Source organism: Pseudomonas sp. PSE1(2024) (assembly GCF_050990555.1).
Lineage (GTDB): Bacteria > Pseudomonadota > Gammaproteobacteria > Pseudomonadales > Pseudomonadaceae > Aquipseudomonas > Aquipseudomonas aphyarum.
In genome coordinates, this window is the sequence record NZ_CP158967.1 from 893,179 (window position 1) to 914,053 (window position 20,875).

Genomic DNA, 20,875 nt, shown 5'->3' on the forward strand with positions numbered 1-20,875 from the left:
GAATCTCCTTGAACTGAGGGATCCAGACTTCGCTGGCCGTCAGGACGGGCAACCGAATGGAGGACAAGCCCCGATTGTTCGGGGCTTGTTCTGTGGACTGCGGTCGCTCGCAAGGGTTCTATATTTCTTCAGAGGGCAGTTGCGGGGGCTTTGGATCGGGTTACCCGGTCCACCAGATACACCAGACCGTGGTAGTCGATGCCGCCATGTTGCGTCAGACCGATCTCGCAGGTGCGACTGGTGGAAATCCCCTCGCTGCACTGTTGCACCGCATCCTTGAGCGTTCTCAGTGAGTGGCTGTTGAGCTCCGGCGTGGTGAAACCCTTGTCGCCGGCGAAACCGCAGCAGTGAATGCCTTCCGGAATCACCACCGTCTTGCTGCATTTGCGGGCCAGGTCGATCAGCGCCTGGCTTTCCCCCAGGTGCTGAGTGCTGCACGTGACATGAACTGCAATCGGTGCTTCCTGCGGCATGAACTCCAGACGATCCATCAGATGCGTACGGATGAATCGGACAGGGTCATACAGATCCAGGCGAACATTTCCCACATCCTGCACCAGCCGCAACGTGCAGGGGCTGGTGTCGCAATAGATCGGATCGAGCCCGCCGCGACTGGCCTGGAGCAATGCGCCGATCAGCTCCTGACGCTTGTGCTCGGCCTGTTCGGCATAGCCCTTTGACGCGAAAGGCTGGCCGCAGCAGAGGTTGTCCAGATTGTCCGGGAACACCACCTGATAACCGGCCTTTTCCAGCAGGCCACGGGTTTTGTCGTACAGCGACATCTGCTCCTTGTCGCCCGCCGCCGGCCCCATCACTCGCGAGACGCAGGCCGCCAGATACACAACGCGCGGACGTTCATCCGACACGGCCGGGCTGAAGCGAATGGCTTTTTCCGGCTGCGGCATCGCGTGGGTCCACAGCGGCACCTGACCTTTGGACAGCCGCGTCAGGGTGGCCGAAAGCTTCGCCAGACGCGGTGCGCCCAGCAACATCCGCGCACCATTGGCCACATGCAGGGTGAAACGCGCACCTTGCAGGGTGGTGGCGAAATTTCCTTCGATCAAGTTGGCGGTTTTCGTATGCGTGGCGTGACGGCCGCGAAGCTTTTTCACCAGCTCGCCGGTGTTAATGCCTACAGGGCAGCGTTGCGCACACAAACCGGTCGCGGCGCAGGTATCGATGCCCTGGTACTCGTAGGCTTTTTCCAGTTCGGTGGTGTCGATTCCGGCGCGTTTTCTTGCCTGGATGTCGCGCCAGATCACGATGCGCTGGCGCGGGCTCAGGGTCAGGCCTTTCGAGGGGCAGACCGGCTCGCAGAAACCGCACTCGATGCATTTATCCACAATCTCGTCGGCCGCCGGCAGCGGTTTCAGGTGCTTGAGGTGGATCTGCGGATCTTCGCTGAGCACCACGTCCGGATTGAGAATGCCGTTAGGGTCGAGCAGGCGTTTGAGCTGCCACATCAATTGATAGGCGTCGCTGCCCCATTCCAGTTCGACGAAGGGCGCCATGTTGCGCCCGGTGCCGTGTTCCGCCTTCAGCGAACCGCCGAACTCCACGGCCACCAGTTGCGCCACGTCGTCCATGAACGCCTGATAGCGTGCGACTTCTTCCGCGCTGTTGAAGCCTTGGGTGAAGACGAAGTGCAGATTACCTTCCAGCGCGTGTCCGAAAAGGATCGCTTCGTCGTAGTGATGTTTGTCGAACAACTCGATCAGGCGGTTCACGCCGATCGCCAGTTGTTCTACCGGGAAGGTCACGTCTTCGATGATCACCGTGGTGCCTGTCTTGCGCACGGCGCCGACGGCAGGGAAGGTGTCCTTGCGGATCGCCCAGAGGCGGGCGTTTTCGACCGGGTCTTCGGTGAAGTCGACCTGCTTTTCCACCGGAAAGGCGCTGAGCGACGCCATGATCTGCGCCAGTTGTTCCTGCAGCAAAGTGGAAGAAGCGGCGCGGGATTCGATCAACAGCGCGCAGGCATTGTTCGACAGCTGCTGTACGAAAGCCGGCATGCCGGGTTTGTCCTGCACTGAGCGCAGGCTGCGGCGGTCGAGCAGTTCCACGGCGGACACCGGTTGGCTTTTCAGTACGGTGACGGCGTTGCAGCAGGTTTCCACGTCTGGGAAAACGATCAGCGCCGAGGCCTTGTTCGAGTGGTCGATCACTGTGTCGTAAGTCACCGCGCTGATGAAGCCGAGAGTGCCTTCGGAACCGACCAGCAAGTGGCTCAAGATATCCACAGGCTCATCGAAATCCACCAGAGCGTTGAGCGACAGGCCGGTGGTATTTTTCAGACGGTATTTGTGGCGGATTCGCGCGGCCAGTTCGGCATTGGCGCGGGTCTCGCGGCCCAAGGTCGCCAGACGTTCCAGCAATTCACCGTGGCTGACTCGAAACGCCTCGACGCTGGCAGCATCTTCGGTATCCAGACGTGTGCCGTCGGCCAGCACCAGACGAATCCCGGCCAGCGTGTGATAAGTGTTTTGCGCGGTGCCGCAGCACATGCCGCTGGCGTTGTTGGCGACAATGCCGCCGATCTTGCAGGCGTTGATCGAAGCCGGATCCGGGCCGATCTTACGCCCGAACGGTGCGAGCCACGCGTTGGCCTGAGCGCCGATCACGCCCGGTTGCAGGCGGATTTGTGTGCCTTGCCCTCGGATCTCCCGGGCGTTCCAGTTATCCCCAAGCACGATCAGCACCGAATCACTGATCGCCTGGCCGGACAGGCTGGTGCCGGCGGCGCGGAAGGTCACCGGGACCTGATCGCGCTGGGCCAGTTTCAGCAGTGCCACCACTTCATCTTCGGACTCAACGCGGATCACCAGTTGCGGAATCAACCGGTAGAAGCTGGCGTCGGTGCCGAAGGCCAGGGTCGACAGCGGATCGTCGAAACGGCGTTCGGCAGGAATCAGTTGCTGCGCATCGCGCAGGAAAGTCGCCGGTAAGGTCATTGGTCCTCCAGGATCAACACCACCAGGTCTTTCGGGCCGTGGGCGCCGTAGGCCAGCACTTGTTCGATGTCGGCGGTTTTCGACGGGCCGGACACCAGTAATGCATTGGTCGGCATGCCTTGCGCCCACTCGAATTCCTGCTGCACCTGGTAGAAGTTGTCGCGGATCTGGCTGGCCTTGAGCAGGGCGAAATGCACTGGCGGTACCAGGCTCATCAGCCGTGGTTCTTCGCGGGTCGGCCAGAGAATCAGGCTGCCGGTGGCGGCGATGGCGCCGAGGGTGCCGGTCAGGCTGGCCGGGGTGTCGTTGAACAGCTCGGCTTTCCATTCCTCCATCGGCCGGTCGTAGGACTTCAGCGCCGGCAGATCAGGATTGTTCGCCCAGTGTTGTGTGATCCGTTGCCCGTGGGGCGTAGTCGGTGCGATCAGCAGGCTTGGCAACTGACGGTCGCGCAGTAATTGCGCCAGCAGCGCAGGCCACGCATCAGCGGAAGTCAGGTGGATTTCGGTGTGCACCGCTTCCATCAGTTTGCGCAGTTGCGGGATCCGTTGTTCGGCGCTGTAGGTGTAAGGCTGGGTCACCAGATCGACGTCGAAGTTGTCGGCAATCGGGGTGGTGCCGGTCAGGCTTTTCCTTAACTTGCCGAGGATGTTTTGCTTGGCGCTCATCAACGGTCTCCTTGTTTGGCCAGGTGTTCGCGAGCCATGTCATGCAGTGAGCGGGCGGCGGGTTTCGGCGCGCTGTGATTCTGCGTCCAAGGGCCGACATTGTTCGGCGCCAGCGCGCGCAGGCGTGTGGCGAAAAACGCAAACAGTCGATACAAAGTCGGCGAGCTGTTGAGCTTCGCCCAGGCGTTCCAGATGAAGCGTTCCTTGCGCGAATACTTGCTGCCCTGACCGCGCATCACTTGATGAGGACTGTCGGGGGCTTTGACGTTCTCTTCGCGTAGGCGGCGCAGCAGTGCGGGAATAGGAATTTTTACCGGACACACTTCACCGCAGGCTCCGCACAGCGAAGAAGCGCTCGGGTGATCCGGGACTTTCGCCAGGCCGACCATGTGCGGGGTGATGATTTTGCCGATCGGGCCGGGGTAAACCTCGCCGTAGGTATGGCCGCCGACGCGGGTGTAAACCGGGCAATGGTTCATGCAGGCGCCGCAGCGGATGCAGTTCAAGGTTTGGCGCAGTTCGCTGTCGGCAAACGCTTGGCTGCGACCGTTGTCGAGCAGTACCAGATGCACTTCCTGCGGGCCGTCGAGTTCGTGTTCCTTGCGCGGGCCGGAGATCATGTTGACGTAGGTGGTGATCGGAATGCCCAGCGCCGAGCGGGTCAGCAGCGACAGCAGCGGCACCACGTCGCGCAGGTTTTCCACGACTTTTTCGATGCCGGTGACGGCGATGTGCACCGGCGGCACGGTGGTGGTCATGCGGCCGTTGCCTTCGTTTTCCACCAGCAGCAGGGTGCCGGTTTCGGCCACGGCGAAGTTGACACCGGAGACGCCGATGTCCGCTTCGAAGAATTTCTGCCGCAGGACCCTGCGACCGATCTGAATGAGTTGGTCAACGTCCTTGGTGTATTCCACGCCAAGTTTGTCGTGGAACAAGGACGCGACCTGACCGGCATTCTTGTGGATTGCCGGCATGATTATGTGTGAAGGCTTCTCGTGGTCGAGCTGGACGATGTACTCCCCCATGTCGGACTCCAGACATTCAATGTCCCGAGCCTCGAGGAAATGGTTCATCTCCATCTCTTCGCTGACCATCGATTTGCCCTTGATCACTTGCCGCGCCTCGTGAGCGCGGATGATCGAAAGGACGATGCCATTGGCCTCGTCCACCGTTTCCGCCCAGTGCACTGTCACACCGTTGCGGGTCAGGTTCTGTTCCAGTTGCTCGAGCAGGTCGGGCAACTTGGAGAGCGCGCGGGCACGAATCGCATTGCCCAGTTCACGCAGATGTTCTCTTTCGTGGGCATCGCTGAAAGCCGCTGCCCGCTTGGTCATCAGTGAATCCATCGCGGTGCGGAAGTTGTTCCGCAACTGCGAATCGCCCAGGGCATTGTGTGCCCGGGTGCGGAAATCTTCTTCTACGGCAACCGTAGGAATAATCGTGGAAGTGCTCATCGCGCACCTCCGGTTCGTTGCCAGAGGAAGCTCGCCAGGTGTTGCCCGCGCAGCGCTTCCTTCTGTTTTTCCAGCGAGCCGTTGATGTTCATCAAGCAGCCGCAGTCGGCACTGAGTACCTGATGCGCGCCGGATTCCTTCAACGCCCGGGTCTTGTCAGCCACCATCGCGCCGGAAATGTCTGGCATACGGACGCTGAATGTCCCACCGAAGCCACAGCATTCGCTTTCGTGATCGTGGTTGACCCGTTCCACGTTGCTCAACTGCGCCAACAACTCGCGGCCGTGCAAGTGGGTGTTCATTTCCCGTCGCGCCGAACACGAGGTGTGCAGCGCCACTTTGACCGGCTCGCCGCTGTCCTTGAGCTGCACCTTGCAGACGAACAGCAGAAACTCGGCCAGCTCATAGGTGCGGGCCGCGAGGGCCTGAACCTGTTTCAACGTTTCCGGCTCGTCCTTGAACAAGTCGGCGTAATGCTCGCGGATCATCCCGGCGCACGAACCTGACGGCACCACCACCGGATCGTCCCCGGCAAACAGAGCCAGTTGCGAGCGCGCCACCGTCCGTGCCTGCTCGGTGTAACCCGAGGTGTAGGCCGGTTGTCCGCAGCAGCTCTGCCCTTGCGGGTAGTCGACCCGGATGCCTTCGCGTTCCAGCAAGTGGATCGCGTCCATCCCGGCTTCCGGGTAGAACAGGTCGACCACGCACGTGCCGAACAGGTAGACCTGCGAGGGTTTCTCGCTGGGGTATTGCCGGGGTTCGGGCAGTGGCGGTGCGACGCGAGTGGCGTTGGGCACAGCGTTGTAAAAAAGCTCGCTCATCAGGCGTGTCTCCGGGTGGGCCCGGTTATCCGTCTGTTGAGGCTGCCGAATATAGAGCGCGTTGCTTTCAGCAGCCTTACAGACCGGGTTGTGAATTGCTGACGCCGGAATCACGAACCGGCGTCGGTTATTTCCATGTCGCTTGTAGTCTTAATGCACCAGCATGCCGGTGAACCAGTAGGCCTGAGCCAAAGTGATCAGTCCGACGATCGTGGCAAAGAATAGGCTGTGCTTGAGGGTGAAGCGGAACAGATCGGATTCCTTGCCCACCAGACCGGTCGCGGCACAGGCCACGGCGATCGATTGTGGCGAAATCATCTTGCCGGTCACGCCGCCGCTGGTATTGGCCGCCACCAGCAGGGTGTCGTTGACCCCGATCTGGTGCGCGGTGGTCGCTTGCAGCGAACTGAACAGGGCGTTGGACGAGGTATCGGAACCGGTCAGGAACACGCCGAGCCAGCCGAGGAACGGCGAGAAGAACGGGAACGCTGCGCCAGTACCGGCCAGCACCAGAGCCATGGTCGAGGACATGCCGGAATAGTTGGTGACGAAGGCAAACGCCAGCACCATGCCGATCGACAGGATCGGCCAGCGCAGTTCGTAGAAGGTCTCTTTCAAAGTGGTCAGACCAGTTTTGAAATTGATCTTCAGCACCAGCATCGAGATCAGCGCGGAGAAGAAAATCGCCGTGCCGGTCGCGGAAATCGGATCGAGTTTGAACACGGCCGGGATCGCCGTCGGGGCGGCAACGATCGGTGCGGTCTTGATCACCAGTTGATCGAGGTGCGGAATCGCGAAGTTGAACACCCAGGCGTACATCGAGCCGCCGGCGGCGAACATGGCCTTGAAGGGCTTGAGGGTCCAGATGGTCACCAGCACGGTGAGGATCAGGAACGGCGACCACGCCTTGAAAATTTCCCCAAGGCTGTAAGGCGAAGCGACGGTGGTGCGCTTCTGGCCGAAACCGCCGACGCTGGCAGTCACCACCGAAGCGGAAACGGCGCCGGCAATGTGCTGGCCGGCGGCACGTTTTGGCTGCCAGACCTTCAGGAACAGGGTGAGCGAAATCAGGCTGGCCAGGGCCGACGTGATGTCCGGCAGTTCCGGGCCGATGAAGTTCGAAGTGAAGTACTGGGTCACGGCGAAGCTCAGGCCGGCAACCAGTGCGGCTGGCCAGGTTTCACGCACACCGCGCAGGCCGTCCATCATGAACACCAGCCAGAACGGCACGAACAGCGACAGCAGCGGCAGTTGGCGGCCGGTCATGGCGCCGATCTTGAACGCGTCGATGCCGGTGACTTGCCCGGCCACGATGATCGGAATACCCAGCGCGCCGAACGCCACCGGTGCGGTGTTGGCAATCAGGCACAGGCCGGCGGCGTACAGCGGGTTGAAGCCCAGGCCTACCAGCAGCGCAGCGGTAATCGCCACGGGCGCACCGAAACCGGCGGCACCTTCCAGGAATGCGCCGAAGCAGAAACCGATCAGCAGCACCTGCAGGCGCTGGTCATCGGTGATCGACAGCACCGAGCTGCGGATGACCTCGAACTGACCGCTCTTGACCGTGAGTTTGTACAGAAACACCGCCGCCACAATGATCCAGGCAATCGGCCATAGACCATAGGCGAAACCATATCCGGCGGCGGCGAACGCCATGTCGACCGGCATCTGGAACGCAAAGATCGCCACAAGGATCGCCAAGGCGAGCGTGATGCTGCCGGCTACATGACCTTTGAGGCGGAACACCGCCAGGGCGAGGAAGAAGAACACGATGGGGATGACGGCCGCGAGTGCGGACACGCCGAGACTGCCGAGCGGGCTGTAGAGCTGTTGCCAGGTTTGCATATGGGGTGGCCCCTAATTGTTGTTGGTCAGGCACTGTCAGCGTTCTTGGTTAATTGGTAAGACCAATTTACAATCGCTGTTGGCTAGGGTAAAAGCCTTGATATCGGTGTGTCAATTTGCCGCCCTAAAACTTTTGTCGAACAACCGGACGGCGAGTCGGATTGCACCGGTTGAATTGGCGTCATCTGGCAGGTGTCGGCGCAGCGTCGATAGGCCAGAATAGAGAGCCCGGCGAGCGGTCGGGATGGTGGAGAGTTGAGTGATGGGGTTTGATCAGATACGTCAGCGCCGTTTGTCTGACGACATTGTCGAGCGACTGGAGGGGATGATTCTCGAAGGCACGCTGAAGTCCGGCGAACGTCTGCCGGCCGAGCGGGCACTGGCGGAGCAGTTCGGCGTTTCCCGGCCCTCGTTGCGTGAGGCGATTCAGAAGCTTGCGGCCAAGGGCTTGCTGGTCAGCAAGCAGGGCGGCGGCAACTATGTCGTGGAAAGCCTCGGCTCGACGTTCAGTGATCCGCTGCTGCAATTGCTGGAAAGCAATCCCGAGGCGCAGCGCGATCTGCTGGAATTTCGCCACACGCTGGAGGCATCGTGTGCCTATTACGCAGCATTGCGCGCCACGGATGTGGATCGCGAACGACTGACGGCTGCGTTTGAAGAGTTACAGGACTGCTATTCGCGTCACGACGAAGTGAGCCGGGCGGAAGAGGGCGCGGCGGATGCGAAATTCCACCTGGCGATTGCCGAAGCCAGTCATAACGCGGTGTTGCTGCACACCATTCGCGGCCTGTTCGATCTGCTCAAGCGCAACGTGGTGACCAACATCGGTGGCATGTACAAGCAGCGCACGGAAACCCGCGACATGCTGATCACGCAGCATCGGGAGTTGTATCTGGCGATTATCGAGGGGCGCGCGGAACAGGCGCGTGAAGTGTCCAGTCGACACATTCTGTATGTGCAGGAAGTGCTGGAAGAGGTGCGTCAGGAAGTGCAGCGCATGGCTCGCGCCGAGCGACGCAAAGGGATGTAGGCATGACCGTTCCCGTGCCGGGCGCGGGAACGGTCATTCAAGCAGAAGAATCAGTCTTCCTTGCCCTTGTTGCGCACCGCACGCTGCAACTCGCGACCGGCGTCGCGTTCGCGTTCGGTATCACGCTTGTCGTATTCCTTCTTGCCCTTGCCCAGTGCGATCTCGCACTTGACCATGTGCTTGCTCCAGTACCAGGACAGGCACACGCAGGCGTAACCCTTTTGCTGCACGGCGGCGGCGAGCTTGTCCAGCTCGCGGCGGTTGAGCAGCAACTTGCGGGTACGCACCGGGTCGGCAATGACGTGGGTGCTGGCGGTCATCAGAGGCGTGATGTGGCTGCCGAGCAACCAGGCTTCGCCATCCTTGAGCAACACGTAACTGTCGACCAGTTGCAGTTTGCTTGCCCGCAGACTTTTTACTTCCCAGCCGGCCAGGACCAGACCAGCCTCGAACTTGTGCTCGATGAAGTAATCGTGTCGCGCCTTTTTGTTTTGCGCGATGGTCCCTGTTGGGTGTTTCTTCTGTTTAGCCATAGGGGCGGCATTATATGGAGATAAACGGCTGTCGGCTACGGTGATGCTGCGTGCTTGAGCAGGTTGAGTGAATCCCGGACAATGCGGCCTCTTTTTCTAACGCTTGGGCGTGATAAACGATGTCGACAGACAAGGTTTCTGTCCACGGCAGTTGGGCTAGCCGCTGGGTTTTCATATTCGCCGCGACCGGTTCGGCCGTGGGATTGGGCAGCATCTGGAAATTCCCCTACATGGTCGGGGTCTACGGTGGCGGCGCCTTCGTGCTGATGTTTCTGGCGTGTATCGCGCTGATCGGCATCCCGGTGATGCTCGCCGAAACCCTGATCGGCCGGCGTGCCCGTCAGAGTCCGGCGAATGCCCTGAAGGTGCTGGCGCTGGAAGCCGGGCATTCGGGCAAATGGTCGTGGGGCGCGTTCGCCGGGATGATCACGGCGCTGCTGATCCTGTCTTTCTATAGTGTGGTCGGCGGCTGGTCGCTGGATTACATCATTGATATGGGACGCGGGGATTTCCAGGGCGCGACGGCCGATCAGGTCGGGGCGTACTTCGGTAATGTCATCGCCGACCCGTGGCGCATCACGCTGTGGCACACGGTTTTCATGCTGTTGTCGGCCGTAGTGATCGCCAAAGGCGTGGTTGCCGGGCTCGAGCGCAGCCTGCGGATCATGATGCCGCTGCTGTTCGTGATGGTGCTGGTGTTGCTGGGTTACAGCATGACCACCGGGCATTTCATGGAAGGCGTGCACTTCATGTTCGACTTCCACCCGGAAAAAGTCCTCGACGGCTTGCTGCCGGCCATGGGCCACGCGTTCTTCTCGCTGAGCGTGGGCGTGGGCTCGATCATGATCTACGGCGCCTACATGACCAAGGAAGCTTCGCTGTCCGGCACGGTCGTGGGTGTGGCGCTGCTCGATACCTTCGTTTCGCTGGTGGCCGGTCTGGCGTTGTTTCCGATTGTGTTCGCCGGTGGTTTGAACCCGAGTGAAGGCCCGGGGCTGATGTTCGTCAGCCTGCCATTTGCTTTCGGTAACGTGCTTTTCGGCCAGTTGATGGGCGTGGTGTTCTTCGTTCTGGTGGCCATTGCCGCCTGGAGCTCGGCGATTTCCCTGCTGGAGCCGATGGTCGCCTATCTGGTCGAGCGGACTAAAATCAGTCGTGCCTGGGTGACATTCTGGTTGGCGTTCACCTGCTGGTTCGTCGGCCTGGGCACGGTGTTTTCCTTCAATATCTGGAAGGAAGCCAAATTTTTCGTGAACGATGGCGGGGTGTTCCATCTCTACCAATGGGGTGCGGCCGGTGGCCTGGACTTCTTTGGCGTGATCGACTTCTTCACCTCGCGGATCATGTTGCCACTCGGCGGACTGTGCTTCGTGCTGTTTGCCGGTTGGGTGATGGGGCGTGAAGCGGTGCGTGACGAATTGTCGATTCGCAGTCCGGCGCTGTTCGCCCTGTCTCTATTCTTGATGCGCTATGTGGCGCCCATCGGCATTCTTGTAGTGTTTGCCGCCCAGCTCTGGAAGTGACGCTTACATGACGACACATATTCAACGATCGGCGCTGCTGCCTTACCCGGCGCAATTTCTCTACGACCTGGTCAATGACGTGGCGCGCTACCCCGAGTTTTTGCCGTGGTGTTCGTCTGCTGAAGTCCTGGAAAGCTCGCCTGAGCATATGCGCGCCAGTGTCGGCGTGGCCAAGGGTGGCCTCAGTCAGCACTTCGTGACGCGCAACACGCTGGTGCCGGGGCAGTCGATTGAAATGAACCTGGAGGAGGGGCCGTTCAATCAGCTGCACGGCGTCTGGGTATTCAAGGCGCTGAACGAGAAAGCCTGCAAGATCAGTCTGGATCTGTCCTTCGACTATGCCGGGCCGCTCGTCCGCGCGACGCTTGGGCCTTTGTTCAATCAGGCGGCCAATACGCTGGTGGATGCGTTCTGCCAGCGTGCCAAGCAGATGCATGGTTGAGCCGGTGATCGAAATCGAAGTGGTGTATGCCGCCGTTGATCGTCAGATTTTGCGTGTAATCAGTGTCGCTGAGGGTACAACAGTGCGTGCGGCGCTGATGGCGTCCGGGATTGATGGTGAATTTCCGGGGCTGGATCTGAGCAGTTGTCCCTTGGGGATTTTCGGCAAAGTGATCGCTGATCCGGATGCTCGACGGGTTCAGGAGGGCGATCGCATCGAGATCTATCGGCCACTGTTGGCTGATCCGAAAGAAGTGCGCCGTCTGCGTGCCGCCAAAGCTGCCGAGGCCAAGGCGCGAAATCAGTAGGCTGGCCAAACGGCAGGCAATAAAAAACCCGGAATTTCCGGGTTTTTTATTGCGTCGCAAATTATTGCGGCGAGGTGTCCAGCGGTTCTGGCGTTGGAACCGGAACGGTTTCCACACCATCGACGTCCTTCTGGATCTGATCCAGCAAGGAGCCTGGCTTGGCCGGTTTTTCCGGTTTCGGCTGCTCGGCGTTTTCAGCAGGAGCGGTCACGCTGGTGCCACTGTCCTTGCCGAGAATGGCTTCGTCACGGCTGACGCCCGGCATGAAGTCACCGGACAGGCTGACAAGGCGGTCATTCGAGTCGAAAATGACACTCATGCGTTCCTGCTGGCGTTCACCGCCACCAGGTTGCAGGCTGTACAGATAATCCCAGCGGTTGGCATGGAACGTGTCGGCAAGCAGAGGGTTGCCCATGATAAACCGTACTTGCGGCCGGGTCATTCCCGGGCGTAACTGGTCTATCATGTCCTGCGTGACGACATTGCCCTGCTGGATGTCGATTTTGTAAACCCCGGGGAATGAACAACCGGCGAGTGCGAGCAGTCCCACAAAGGTGAAACTGGTTAGCAAGAGCTTGGTGTTTTGCATCGGTGGGCGACTTCCACTATCTTGGCTGGGACAACGTAAACGCCGATCATACCCGCATTAAGAGAAGCTGCGAAGCAGCATCGCGAGAAAGCTGACCATGGTTGAAAATAGCGAACTACGCAAAGCCGGCCTCAAAGTGACCCTGCCACGGGTCAAGATCCTGCAAATGCTCGACTCTACAGAGCAGCGTCACATGAGTGCCGAGGACGTCTACAAGGCGTTGATGGAAGCTGGCGAGGACGTCGGTCTGGCCACGGTTTACCGTGTTCTGACCCAGTTCGAAGCGGCTGGCCTCGTGGTCCGTCACAACTTCGACGGCGGCCACGCGGTATTCGAATTGGCCGACGGTGGCCACCACGACCATATGGTCAACGTGGAATCCGGTGAGGTCATCGAATTCGTCAGCACCGAAATCGAAAAACTCCAGAAGGCAATCGCCGAGGAGCACGGTGTCGAGTTGGTGGATCACAACCTGGTGCTGTACGTACGCAAGAAAAAGTAAGCATGTCGCGCGAATTTCAGGTTCGCGAAACGAGCGAAGGCGACCCAAGGGTCGCCTTCGTGCTTTCTGCGGTGCTTAAACTTTTGCGGTAACCACCATCTTTTTCGCGTGCGCCAAAGACTCTTTGGTCAGATCGATGCCGCCAAGCATCCGCGCGACTTCTTCTATACGGTCATTCTTGCTCAGCTTCGAAACGGCCGTGTGAGTGGCCTGCTCGCCTCGCACCTTGTGCACGAACAGATGTTGGTGCCCCTGCGCCGCGACTTGTGGCAAATGCGTGACCGTCAGTACCTGTCCGCGATCTCCGAGGCGACGCAACAACTGGCCGACGATTTCGGCCGTCGGACCGCCAATCCCCACGTCCACTTCGTCGAACACCAGCGTCGGTACGCGAGAGGTCTGGGCGGTAATCACCTGGATGGCCAGGCTGATCCGTGACAGCTCACCGCCGGACGCCACTTTGGCCAGGGCCTTCAAAGGCTGGCCCGGGTTGGCGCTGACCAGCAGCTCGACCTGTTCCAGGCCATTGGGTTGCAGTTCGCTGCTGTTGTTGGCGCGCAATTCGATGGTGAAACGACCGCCGGGCATGCCCAGGCGCTGAATCTCTTGCTCCACCGCGCTGGCCAGACTGCCGGCCGCCTGATGACGCAGCTCGCTCAGCTCCCGGGCCTTTTCCTGATAGTGGCGGGCATAGGATGCGAGTTCTTCGGCAAGACGTTCGATGGATTCATCGTTGGCGTCCAGGGCTTCGATTTCGTCGAGCAGCTTTTGCTGCATCTCTGCCACTTCCGTCGGCTGAATGCGGTGTTTGCGTGCCAGCGTGTAGATCGAGTCCAGACGTTCTTCCAGATATTGAAGGCGCGCCGGATCGGCATCGAAGTTGTCGAGAAAGCGATTGAGTTCGCCGACGGCTTCTTCGACCTGGATCTGCGCGCTGGTCAGCAGGCTGCTCGCCTCACCCAGCGCGCCGACCGAGTTGTTCACGCTCGACAGGCGATTGAGGCTGGCCGTCAGAGCATTCAGCACGTTGCCGGAATCGCTTTCGCTGCATTGCTCGACCACTTGTCGGCAGATGCCGAGCAGGGTTTCGGCGTTGGTCAGGTTCTTGTGTTCCTGCTCCAGTTCCTCCAGCTCGTTTTCACCGAGGCCGAGGTTTTCCAGTTCTTCGAGCTGGTAGCTGAGCAGTTGATGGCGTGCGCGCTGTTCGTCGCCGGAATTGGAAAGGCGTTCCAGCTCCTGACGGGTCTGGCGCCAGCGCTGGGCGGCCAGGTGAACCTGCCGCGCCAGATCGGTAGCCCCGGCGTACTCGTCGAGCAGGCGCCGGTGGGTGTCGGTCTTGAGCAGGGATTGGTGTTCGTGCTGACTGTGGATGTCGATCAGCAGCTCGCCGAGCGCCTTGAGATCGCCAAGCGGGCAGGGCGTGCCATTTATATAGCCGCGTGAGCGACCTTCGGAGGTGATGACCCGGCGCAGGATGCACGGGCCGTCGATTTCCAGGTCGCGTTCCGCCAGCCAGGCACTGGCCTCGGGGATGTCGGCCAGATCGAAGGTCGCCAGGATATCGGCCTTGTCGGCGCCCGGTCGAACCACGCCGCTGTCGGCGCGATCGCCAAGGGTCAGGCCCAGCGCGTCGAGCATGATCGATTTGCCGGCGCCGGTTTCCCCGGTAATCACGCTCATGCCGCGATCGAGTTCAAGATCGAGATGTTCAACGATGGCGTAGTTGTGTACGGACAGGTGCACCAGCATAAAGGCCGCTCCCAGGCTTCAGGTCTGGTTATTTATACAGTGTTTTGTTTCGGGCTGACAATGCCCTCGCTTAGCTCGATGGGGATGATCCGATCAAATGTTTATCGCGCCCGGGAATGACAATGCAGCACTTTTTTGTAGGGTTAATCGTTGTCAGCCCTTGAAGCCTGATTTTGCGGCCCCATATACCGGGGCAGAAGCGCGAATCGAACTCGCGGACGATATTGAAAGGAGAATTCTATGGCTGACGAACAGACAGTAGATACGCAAAATCCAGAAGCCAATCAGGCGCCCGAGACTTCGGGTGATGACCTGGCGACCCGTGTACAAGTGCTCGAAGAGCAATTGGCCGCCGCGCAGGATCAATCGCTGCGCGTAGCTGCCGATCTGCAGAACGTCCGCCGCCGTGCCGAGCAGGATGTCGAAAAGGCGCACAAGTTTGCGCTGGAAAAATTCGCCGGCGACCTGTTGCCGATCGTCGACAGCCTGGAGCGCGGCCTCGAGCTGTCGAGCCCGGATGACGAAAGCATCCGTCCGATGCGCGAAGGCATCGAGCTGACCCTGAAAATGTTTCACGACACCCTCGCGCGTTATCAGCTTGTCGCTGTAACCCCGCAGGAAGGCGAGCCGTTTAACGCTGTGGAGCATCAGGCAATGGCCATGCAGGAAAGTGCGGACCTTGAGCCGAATAGCATTCTGAAAGTGTTCCAGAAGGGCTACCAGCTCAACGGTCGCCTGTTGCGTCCGGCGATGGTCGTAGTCAGCAAGGCGCCGGCGCCAGTTTCGCCTTCGATTGACGAGAAGGCTTGAAATTAGCCGTAAGGCCCCCATTTAGAAGTCAAGCGTTTAAGTATTACCGCAGTTAGCCACCACTGCTGCGGCAAAAAAATCCAAAGTTTCGGGAGAGTGAACATGGGCAAAATTATCGGTATCGACCTGGGGACTACCAACTCCTGCGTCTCCGTGCTGGAAAACGGCGTAGCCAAAGTTATTGAGAACGCTGAAGGCGCGCGTACCACGCCGTCGATCATCGCTTACGCCAACGATGGTGAAATCCTGGTGGGTCAGTCCGCCAAGCGTCAGGCTGTGACCAACCCGCACAACACACTGTTCGCGGTGAAGCGCCTGATCGGCCGCCGCTTCGACGAAGAAGTCGTGCAGAAAGACATCAAGCTGGTGCCTTACAAAATCGTCAAGGCCGACAACGGTGACGCCTGGGTCGAGGCTTCCGGCAAGAAGATGGCTCCGCCGCAAATCAGCGCCGAAGTCCTGAAGAAGATGAAGAAGACCGCCGAAGACTACCTCGGCGAAGCAGTGACCGAAGCGGTGATCACCGTTCCGGCCTACTTCAACGACAGCCAGCGTCAGGCGACTAAAGATGCCGGTCGCATCGCCGGTCTGGACGTAAAACGTATTATCAACGAACCAACCGCAGCTGCTCTGGCTTACGGCATGGACAAGGCCAAGGGCGATCACACCGTGATCGTTTACGACCTGGGTGGTGGTACCTTCGACGTTTCCGTGATCGAAATCGCTGAAGTTGACGGCGAGCACCAGTTCGAAGTACTGGCCACCAACGGTGATACCTTCCTGGGTGGTGAAGACTTCGACATGCGTCTGATCGACTACCTCGTCGACGAATTCAAAAAAGAGTCCGGCATGGACCTGAAGAACGACCCTCTGGCCTTGCAGCGTCTGAAAGAAGCCGCTGAGAAAGCCAAGATCGAGTTGTCTTCTTCGCAGTCGACCGACGTCAACCTGCCGTACATCACAGCAGATGCGACTGGTCCTAAGCACCTGAACGTGAAGATCTCTCGTGCCAAGCTCGAGTCGCTGGTCGAAGATCTGGTGAACCGTACCATCGAGCCATGCCGTATTGCTCTGAAGGACGCCGGTATCGACGCCAGCAAAATTGACGACGTGATTCTGGTCGGTGGTCAGACTCGTATGCCACTGGTGCAGAAGGCAGTTACCGATTTCTTCGGTAAAGAAGCACGTAAAGACGTGAATCCGGACGAAGCCGTTGCCATGGGTGCTGCCATCCAGGGTGCCGTTCTGGCCGGTGACGTGAAAGACGTTCTGCTGCTCGACGTCAGCCCTCTGACCCTGGGTATCGAAACCATGGGTGGCGTGATGACCGCGCTGATCGAGAAAAACACCACGATTCCTACCAAGAAATCGCAAGTGTTCTCGACTGCCGACGACAACCAGGGCGCCGTGACCATTCACGTCCTGCAAGGCGAGCGCAAGCAAGCCGCACAGAACAAGTCCCTGGGCAAGTTCGACCTGGCCGAAATTCCACCAGCTCCACGCGGTGTGCCACAGATCGAAGTGACCTTCGACATCGACGCCAACGGCATCCTGCATGTCGGCGCGAAAGACAAGGCGACCGGTAAAGAGCAGAAGATCACCATCAAGGCCAACTCCGGTCTGTCGGATGAAGAAATCCAGAAGATGGTGCGCGACGCCGAGCTGAACGCCGAAGAGGACCGCAAGTTCGAAGAGCTGGCCGCTGCCCGTAACCAGGGTGATGCACTGGTTCACTCGACTCGCAAGATGATCGCTGACGCTGGCGACAAAGTGACTGCAGAAGAGAAGGCTGCAATCGAAGCGGCCGTGGTTGCCCTGGAAGCTGCCGTCAAAGGCGACGACAAGGCTGCCATCGACGCCAAGGTTGAAGAGCTGTCGAAAGTTTCTGCGCCGGTTGCCCAGAAGATGTACGCCGAACAGGCTCAGCCTGCTGAAGGCGCGGCACCGCACGACGAGAAAGCTGAAAAGGCTGACGATGTTGTCGATGCCGAGTTCGAAGAAGTCAAAGACCACAAGTAAGTTGTTGGTCGGCCGGTTGACTGCCTTTGGGCACTGACTGGTAGGATGTCGCCGCGCGGGAGCTTGCTCCCGCGTTGGCGTATCTGGAATACGCGAATTTTTACAGCATGCGACAAGGTTCGGGTGCTGGCGGTATGGCCGGGAATGCTCCTGCTTTTCGCGCCGCAAATACTGCATGAACCAAAGACCAGGATCGTTGAATTGACGTGAGTTGGGTCCGGGCCTGTATTGGGGCTCAACGAGTTTGGCGAAGCTCAGGAGGGGTTTGCCGAACGTCCTCAAGAGTATGAAGAACTTATGGCTAAGCGTGACTATTACGAAGTGTTGGGTGTTGAGCGCGGCTCAAGCGAAGCAGACCTGAAAAAGGCCTATCGCCGTCTGGCGATGAAGCATCACCCGGACCGTAATCCCGATGACAAAGCGTCGGAAGAGCTGTTCAAAGAGGCCAACGAAGCCTACGAAGTGCTGTCCGACTCCAGCAAGCGTGCAGCGTACGACCAGTACGGTCATGCCGGCGTCGACCCGAGCATGGGTGGCGGCGGTGCAGGCTTCGGCGGTCAGAACTTCTCCGACATCTTCGGCGATGTCTTCAGTGACTTCTTCGGTGGCGGTCGCGGCGGTTCCCGTGGCGGCGCCCAGCGTGGCAGCGATTTGCGCTACACCCTGGAGCTGAACCTGGAAGAAGCGGTGCGCGGCACCACCGTGAATATCCGCGTTCCGACACTGGTCAACTGCAAGCCTTGCGATGGTTCGGGTGCCAAGAAAGGCTCGTCGCCTTCGACTTGCCCGACTTGCGGCGGCATCGGTCAGGTGCGCATGCAGCAAGGCTTCTTCTCGGTGCAGCAGACCTGCCCGCGCTGCCATGGCCAGGGCAAGATCATTTCCGATCCGTGCGATTCCTGCCACGGTGACGGTCGCGTTGAAGAGTACAAAACCCTCTCCGTCAAAGTGCCGGCCGGTGTCGACACTGGCGACCGCATTCGTCTGTCCGGCGAAGGCGAAGCGGGCACTCAGGGTGGCCCGACCGGCGACCTGTACGTGGTGATCAACGTCCGCGAGCACGACATCTTTCAGCGTGACGGCAAGCACCTGTTCTGCGAAGTGCCGATCAGCTTCGTCGACGCAGCCCTGGGCGGCGAACTGGAAATTCCGACCCTCGACGGTCGCGTCAAACTGAAGATTCCGGAAGGGACTCAGACCGGCAAGCAGTTCCGCGTACGCGGCAAAGGCGTTGCGCCAGTGCGAGGCGGTGGTGCGGGCGACCTGATGTGCCGTGTGGCCGTCGAAACACCGGTCAATCTGAACCGTCGTCAGCGTGAACTGCTGGAAGAGTTCCGCAGCTCCCTGGCGGATGACAACAGCCATTCCCCGAAAACCACCGGTTGGTTCGACGGTGTGAAACGCTTCTTCGGCGATCTGTAAGGAGACGGCATGCGACGTATAGCTGTGATGGGCGCTGCCGGGCGCATGGGCAAGATTCTGGTCGAGGCGGTGCAGCAACGCGCGCCGTTGACCGGTCTGACGGCCGCGATTGTCCGCCCTGGCAGTACGCTGATCGGTGTGGATGCCGGTGAGCTGGCTTCGCTCGGTCGAATCGGTGTGCCGCTGTCCGGGAATTTGGAGTCGGTGGCGGAAGAGTTCGATGTGTTGATCGACTTCACCCTGCCGGAAGTCATGCTGAAAAACCTGGCCTTCTGCCGCAAGGCCGGCAAGGCGATGGTGATCGGCACGACCGGGCTGGACGCTGCGCAGAAGCAGCTGCTGGCCGAGGCGGGCAAGGATATTCCGATCGTGTTCGCGGCCAACTTCAGTGTCGGCGTCAACCTGTCGCTGAAGCTGCTCGATATGGCGGCGCGGGTGTTGGCGGAAGATGCGGACATCGAAATCATCGAAGCTCATCACCGGCACAAGATCGATGCGCCGTCGGGTACGGCCCTGCGCATGGGTGAAGTGATCGCCAATGCGCTGGATCGTGATCTGCAGAAAGTCGCGGTCTATGGTCGTGAAGGCCACACCGGTGCTCGTGAGCGTGAAACCATCGGCTTCGCCACTGTTCGCGGCGGTGATGTGGTGGGCGATCACACGGTGCTGTTCGCCTGTGAAGGTGAGCGTCTGGAGATCACGCACAAGGCTTCGAGCCGCATGACGTTCGCCAAGGGCGCGGTGCGTGCGGCGTTGTGGCTGGATGCTCGCGAGCCTGGTTTGTACGACATGCAGGACGTGCTCGACCTGCATTGAGATGTTCTGAAGCCGGCGCAAACGCCCTGTTTGTGCCGGTTTTGCTCCGCCGAGCGACGCCCTGTCGCATTCTCCGGCCTTTCGGCCTCATTGGCGGTAGACCAAAAATCCCTTTTTCTGTAAGCTACAGCTTTAGTGTGTCCACTAAAAGCGCGCAGAATAATTCAGTGAAGAAGCGGGGTGACGTGTCCATACGTCACTCCGCTTTTTTACAACCTGCGATTGCCCTTTCATGCGTTATTTACGGGAGGTCTTCTTGACTAAGCCAGCCATACTCGCCCTTGCTGATGGCAGCATTTTTCGCGGCGAAGCCATTGGAGCCGACGGTCAGACCGTTGGTGAGGTGGTGTTCAACACCGCAATGACCGGCTATCAGGAAATCCTTACCGATCCTTCCTACGCCCAACAGATCGTTACCCTGACTTACCCGCACATCGGCAACACTGGCACCACGCCGGAAGACGCCGAGTCCGACCGCGTCTGGTCCGCTGGCCTGGTCATCCGTGACCTGCCGCTGGTAGCGAGCAACTGGCGTAACACGATGTCCCTGTCCGATTACCTGAAAGCCAACAATGTTGTGGCGATCGCCGGTATCGACACCCGCCGCCTGACCCGCATCCTGCGTGAAAAAGGCGCACAGAACGGCTGCATCATGGCCGGCGACAACATCTCCGAAGAAGCGGCCATCGCCGCGGCGCAAGGCTTCCCGGGCCTGAAGGGCATGGATCTGGCGAAAGTCGTCAGCACCAAGACCCAATACGAATGGCGCTCCACTGTCTGGGATCTGAAAACCGACAGCCACGCGACCATCGAAGCGTCCGAGCTGCCATACCACGTGGTTGCCTACGACTACGGCGTCAAGGTCAACATCCTGCGCATGCTGGTCGAGCGCGGCTGCCGCGTGACCGTGGTGCCGGCGCAAACCCCGGCTGCCGACGTACTGGCTCTGAAACCGGACGGCGTGTTCCTGTCCAACGGCCCTGGTGATCCGGAGCCATGTGACTACGCGATCAAGGCAATCAAGGAAGTGCTGGAAACCGAAATTCCGGTCTTCGGCATCTGCCTCGGTCACCAGCTGCTGGCTCTGGCCTCCGGCGCCAAGACCCTGAAAATGGGCCACGGTCACCACGGTGCCAACCACCCGGTTCAGGATCTGGACACTGGCGTCGTGATGATCACCAGCCAGAACCACGGTTTTGCGGTAGACGAAGAAACCCTGCCAGCCAACGTCCGCGCGATCCACAAATCGCTGTTCGACGGCACCCTGCAAGGTATCGAACGCACCGACAAGAGCGCGTTCAGCTTCCAGGGTCACCCTGAAGCGAGCCCGGGCCCGAACGATGTGGCCCCTCTGTTTGACCGCTTCATCAACGAGATGGCCAAGCGACGCTAAG

The 20,875-nt window shown here is 59.8% G+C and carries 18 protein-coding genes; 10 read left to right on the top strand and 8 right to left on the bottom strand.

Annotated features, from left to right (window positions below; all coding sequences use genetic code 11):
• Positions 1-128 precede the first annotated feature (128 nt).
• The 5 genes from ABTV87_RS03845 to ABTV87_RS03865 all read right to left on the bottom strand — a co-directional run bounded on the left by ABTV87_RS03845 (position 129) and on the right by ABTV87_RS03865 (position 7,739).
• Positions 129-2,951, bottom strand: coding sequence for an FAD-binding and (Fe-S)-binding domain-containing protein (locus ABTV87_RS03845; RefSeq protein ID WP_433899027.1), 2,823 nt, complete (start codon positions 2,949-2,951; stop codon positions 129-131).
• A complete protein-coding gene (locus tag ABTV87_RS03850; protein ID WP_102687340.1) occupies positions 2,948-3,619 on the bottom strand; it encodes a LutC/YkgG family protein in 672 nt (223 codons plus the stop codon). Before ABTV87_RS03850 ends, ABTV87_RS03845 begins: the two co-directional genes overlap by 4 nt.
• Entirely contained in the window at positions 3,619-5,073 is a 1,455-nt protein-coding gene (locus tag ABTV87_RS03855; RefSeq protein WP_085711865.1) for a LutB/LldF family L-lactate oxidation iron-sulfur protein, read from the bottom strand. Before ABTV87_RS03855 ends, ABTV87_RS03850 begins: the two co-directional genes overlap by 1 nt.
• Positions 5,070-5,894: a (Fe-S)-binding protein gene (locus tag ABTV87_RS03860; RefSeq protein WP_433899028.1), complete on the bottom strand. Its 825-nt coding sequence runs from the start codon at positions 5,892-5,894 to the stop codon at positions 5,070-5,072. The genes ABTV87_RS03855 and ABTV87_RS03860 overlap by 4 nt, the downstream gene beginning before the upstream one ends.
• A gap of 150 nt (positions 5,895-6,044) precedes the next feature.
• The gene (locus ABTV87_RS03865; RefSeq protein WP_207984991.1) at positions 6,045-7,739 is read right to left on the bottom strand and encodes a lactate permease LctP family transporter; all 1,695 of its coding nucleotides are present in this window, start codon (positions 7,737-7,739) and stop codon (positions 6,045-6,047) included.
• A 262-nt stretch (positions 7,740-8,001) separates the two neighbouring features.
• Between ABTV87_RS03865 and ABTV87_RS03870 the strand changes: the two genes are divergently transcribed.
• The gene (locus tag ABTV87_RS03870; protein WP_007953782.1) at positions 8,002-8,769 is read left to right on the top strand and encodes an FCD domain-containing protein; all 768 of its coding nucleotides are present in this window, start codon (positions 8,002-8,004) and stop codon (positions 8,767-8,769) included.
• Between the two features lie 50 nt (positions 8,770-8,819).
• On the opposite strand, the gene smpB is transcribed toward ABTV87_RS03870, so the two are convergent.
• Positions 8,820-9,302, bottom strand: coding sequence for an SsrA-binding protein SmpB (gene smpB, locus ABTV87_RS03875; RefSeq protein ID WP_007953781.1), 483 nt, complete (start codon positions 9,300-9,302; stop codon positions 8,820-8,822).
• 119 nt (positions 9,303-9,421) lie between these two features.
• Here smpB and ABTV87_RS03880 point away from each other — a divergent pair, with 119 nt between their 5' ends.
• The 3 genes from ABTV87_RS03880 to ABTV87_RS03890 are packed head-to-tail and all read left to right on the top strand — an operon-like array spanning position 9,422 to position 11,574.
• Entirely contained in the window at positions 9,422-10,825 is a 1,404-nt protein-coding gene (locus ABTV87_RS03880; protein ID WP_007953780.1) for a sodium-dependent transporter, read from the top strand.
• 7 nt (positions 10,826-10,832) lie between these two features.
• A complete protein-coding gene (locus tag ABTV87_RS03885) occupies positions 10,833-11,267 on the top strand; it encodes a type II toxin-antitoxin system RatA family toxin (protein ID WP_003221509.1) in 435 nt (144 codons plus the stop codon).
• On the top strand, positions 11,260-11,574 hold the full coding sequence (locus ABTV87_RS03890) for an RnfH family protein (RefSeq protein ID WP_433899029.1): 315 nt from the start codon (positions 11,260-11,262) through the stop codon (positions 11,572-11,574). The genes ABTV87_RS03885 and ABTV87_RS03890 overlap by 8 nt, the downstream gene beginning before the upstream one ends.
• Before the next feature lie 61 nt (positions 11,575-11,635).
• Here the strand turns inward: ABTV87_RS03890 and ABTV87_RS03895 are convergent, their stop codons facing one another.
• A complete protein-coding gene (locus tag ABTV87_RS03895; protein WP_074691914.1) occupies positions 11,636-12,163 on the bottom strand; it encodes an outer membrane protein assembly factor BamE in 528 nt (175 codons plus the stop codon).
• A gap of 97 nt (positions 12,164-12,260) precedes the next feature.
• Here ABTV87_RS03895 and fur point away from each other — a divergent pair, with 97 nt between their 5' ends.
• Positions 12,261-12,665 (top strand): ferric iron uptake transcriptional regulator, encoded by a 405-nt coding sequence (gene fur / locus ABTV87_RS03900; RefSeq protein ID WP_007953774.1) that lies wholly within the window; start codon positions 12,261-12,263, stop codon positions 12,663-12,665.
• Positions 12,666-12,740: 75 nt separating this feature from the next.
• On the opposite strand, the gene recN is transcribed toward fur, so the two are convergent.
• A complete protein-coding gene (gene recN, locus ABTV87_RS03905; protein WP_085608031.1) occupies positions 12,741-14,414 on the bottom strand; it encodes a DNA repair protein RecN in 1,674 nt (557 codons plus the stop codon).
• A 240-nt stretch (positions 14,415-14,654) separates the two neighbouring features.
• Between recN and grpE the strand changes: the two genes are divergently transcribed.
• From grpE to carA, 5 genes are all read left to right on the top strand, one after another.
• On the top strand, positions 14,655-15,224 hold the full coding sequence (gene grpE / locus ABTV87_RS03910; protein ID WP_127796888.1) for a nucleotide exchange factor GrpE: 570 nt from the start codon (positions 14,655-14,657) through the stop codon (positions 15,222-15,224).
• A 102-nt stretch (positions 15,225-15,326) separates the two neighbouring features.
• Positions 15,327-17,243, top strand: coding sequence for a molecular chaperone DnaK (gene dnaK / locus ABTV87_RS03915; protein ID WP_433899030.1), 1,917 nt, complete (start codon positions 15,327-15,329; stop codon positions 17,241-17,243).
• A 297-nt stretch (positions 17,244-17,540) separates the two neighbouring features.
• The gene (dnaJ, locus tag ABTV87_RS03920; RefSeq protein ID WP_007953765.1) at positions 17,541-18,665 is read left to right on the top strand and encodes a molecular chaperone DnaJ; all 1,125 of its coding nucleotides are present in this window, start codon (positions 17,541-17,543) and stop codon (positions 18,663-18,665) included.
• 9 nt (positions 18,666-18,674) lie between these two features.
• The gene (dapB, locus tag ABTV87_RS03925; RefSeq protein ID WP_007953764.1) at positions 18,675-19,481 is read left to right on the top strand and encodes a 4-hydroxy-tetrahydrodipicolinate reductase; all 807 of its coding nucleotides are present in this window, start codon (positions 18,675-18,677) and stop codon (positions 19,479-19,481) included.
• A gap of 256 nt (positions 19,482-19,737) precedes the next feature.
• Positions 19,738-20,874: a glutamine-hydrolyzing carbamoyl-phosphate synthase small subunit gene (carA, locus tag ABTV87_RS03930; protein WP_007953761.1), complete on the top strand. Its 1,137-nt coding sequence runs from the start codon at positions 19,738-19,740 to the stop codon at positions 20,872-20,874.
• Position 20,875 lies beyond the last annotated feature (1 nt).

Bases quoted from the DNA above. Each gene is read 5' to 3' on its own strand.
- ABTV87_RS03845 (WP_433899027.1), bottom strand. From the start codon at position 2,951: ATGACCTTACCGGCGACTTTCCTGCGCGATGCGCAGCAACTGATTCCT.
- ABTV87_RS03850 (WP_102687340.1), bottom strand. From the start codon at position 3,619: ATGAGCGCCAAGCAAAACATCCTCGGCAAGTTAAGGAAAAGCCTGACC.
- ABTV87_RS03855 (WP_085711865.1), bottom strand. From the start codon at position 5,073: ATGAGCACTTCCACGATTATTCCTACGGTTGCCGTAGAAGAAGATTTC.
- ABTV87_RS03860 (WP_433899028.1), bottom strand. From the start codon at position 5,894: ATGAGCGAGCTTTTTTACAACGCTGTGCCCAACGCCACTCGCGTCGCA.
- ABTV87_RS03865 (WP_207984991.1), bottom strand. From the start codon at position 7,739: ATGCAAACCTGGCAACAGCTCTACAGCCCGCTCGGCAGTCTCGGCGTG.
- ABTV87_RS03870 (WP_007953782.1), top strand. From the start codon at position 8,002: ATGGGGTTTGATCAGATACGTCAGCGCCGTTTGTCTGACGACATTGTC.
- smpB (WP_007953781.1), bottom strand. From the start codon at position 9,302: ATGGCTAAACAGAAGAAACACCCAACAGGGACCATCGCGCAAAACAAA.
- ABTV87_RS03880 (WP_007953780.1), top strand. From the start codon at position 9,422: ATGTCGACAGACAAGGTTTCTGTCCACGGCAGTTGGGCTAGCCGCTGG.
- ABTV87_RS03885 (WP_003221509.1), top strand. From the start codon at position 10,833: ATGACGACACATATTCAACGATCGGCGCTGCTGCCTTACCCGGCGCAA.
- ABTV87_RS03890 (WP_433899029.1), top strand. From the start codon at position 11,260: ATGGTTGAGCCGGTGATCGAAATCGAAGTGGTGTATGCCGCCGTTGAT.
- ABTV87_RS03895 (WP_074691914.1), bottom strand. From the start codon at position 12,163: ATGCAAAACACCAAGCTCTTGCTAACCAGTTTCACCTTTGTGGGACTG.
- fur (WP_007953774.1), top strand. From the start codon at position 12,261: ATGGTTGAAAATAGCGAACTACGCAAAGCCGGCCTCAAAGTGACCCTG.
- recN (WP_085608031.1), bottom strand. From the start codon at position 14,414: ATGCTGGTGCACCTGTCCGTACACAACTACGCCATCGTTGAACATCTC.
- grpE (WP_127796888.1), top strand. From the start codon at position 14,655: ATGGCTGACGAACAGACAGTAGATACGCAAAATCCAGAAGCCAATCAG.
- dnaK (WP_433899030.1), top strand. From the start codon at position 15,327: ATGGGCAAAATTATCGGTATCGACCTGGGGACTACCAACTCCTGCGTC.
- dnaJ (WP_007953765.1), top strand. From the start codon at position 17,541: ATGGCTAAGCGTGACTATTACGAAGTGTTGGGTGTTGAGCGCGGCTCA.
- dapB (WP_007953764.1), top strand. From the start codon at position 18,675: ATGCGACGTATAGCTGTGATGGGCGCTGCCGGGCGCATGGGCAAGATT.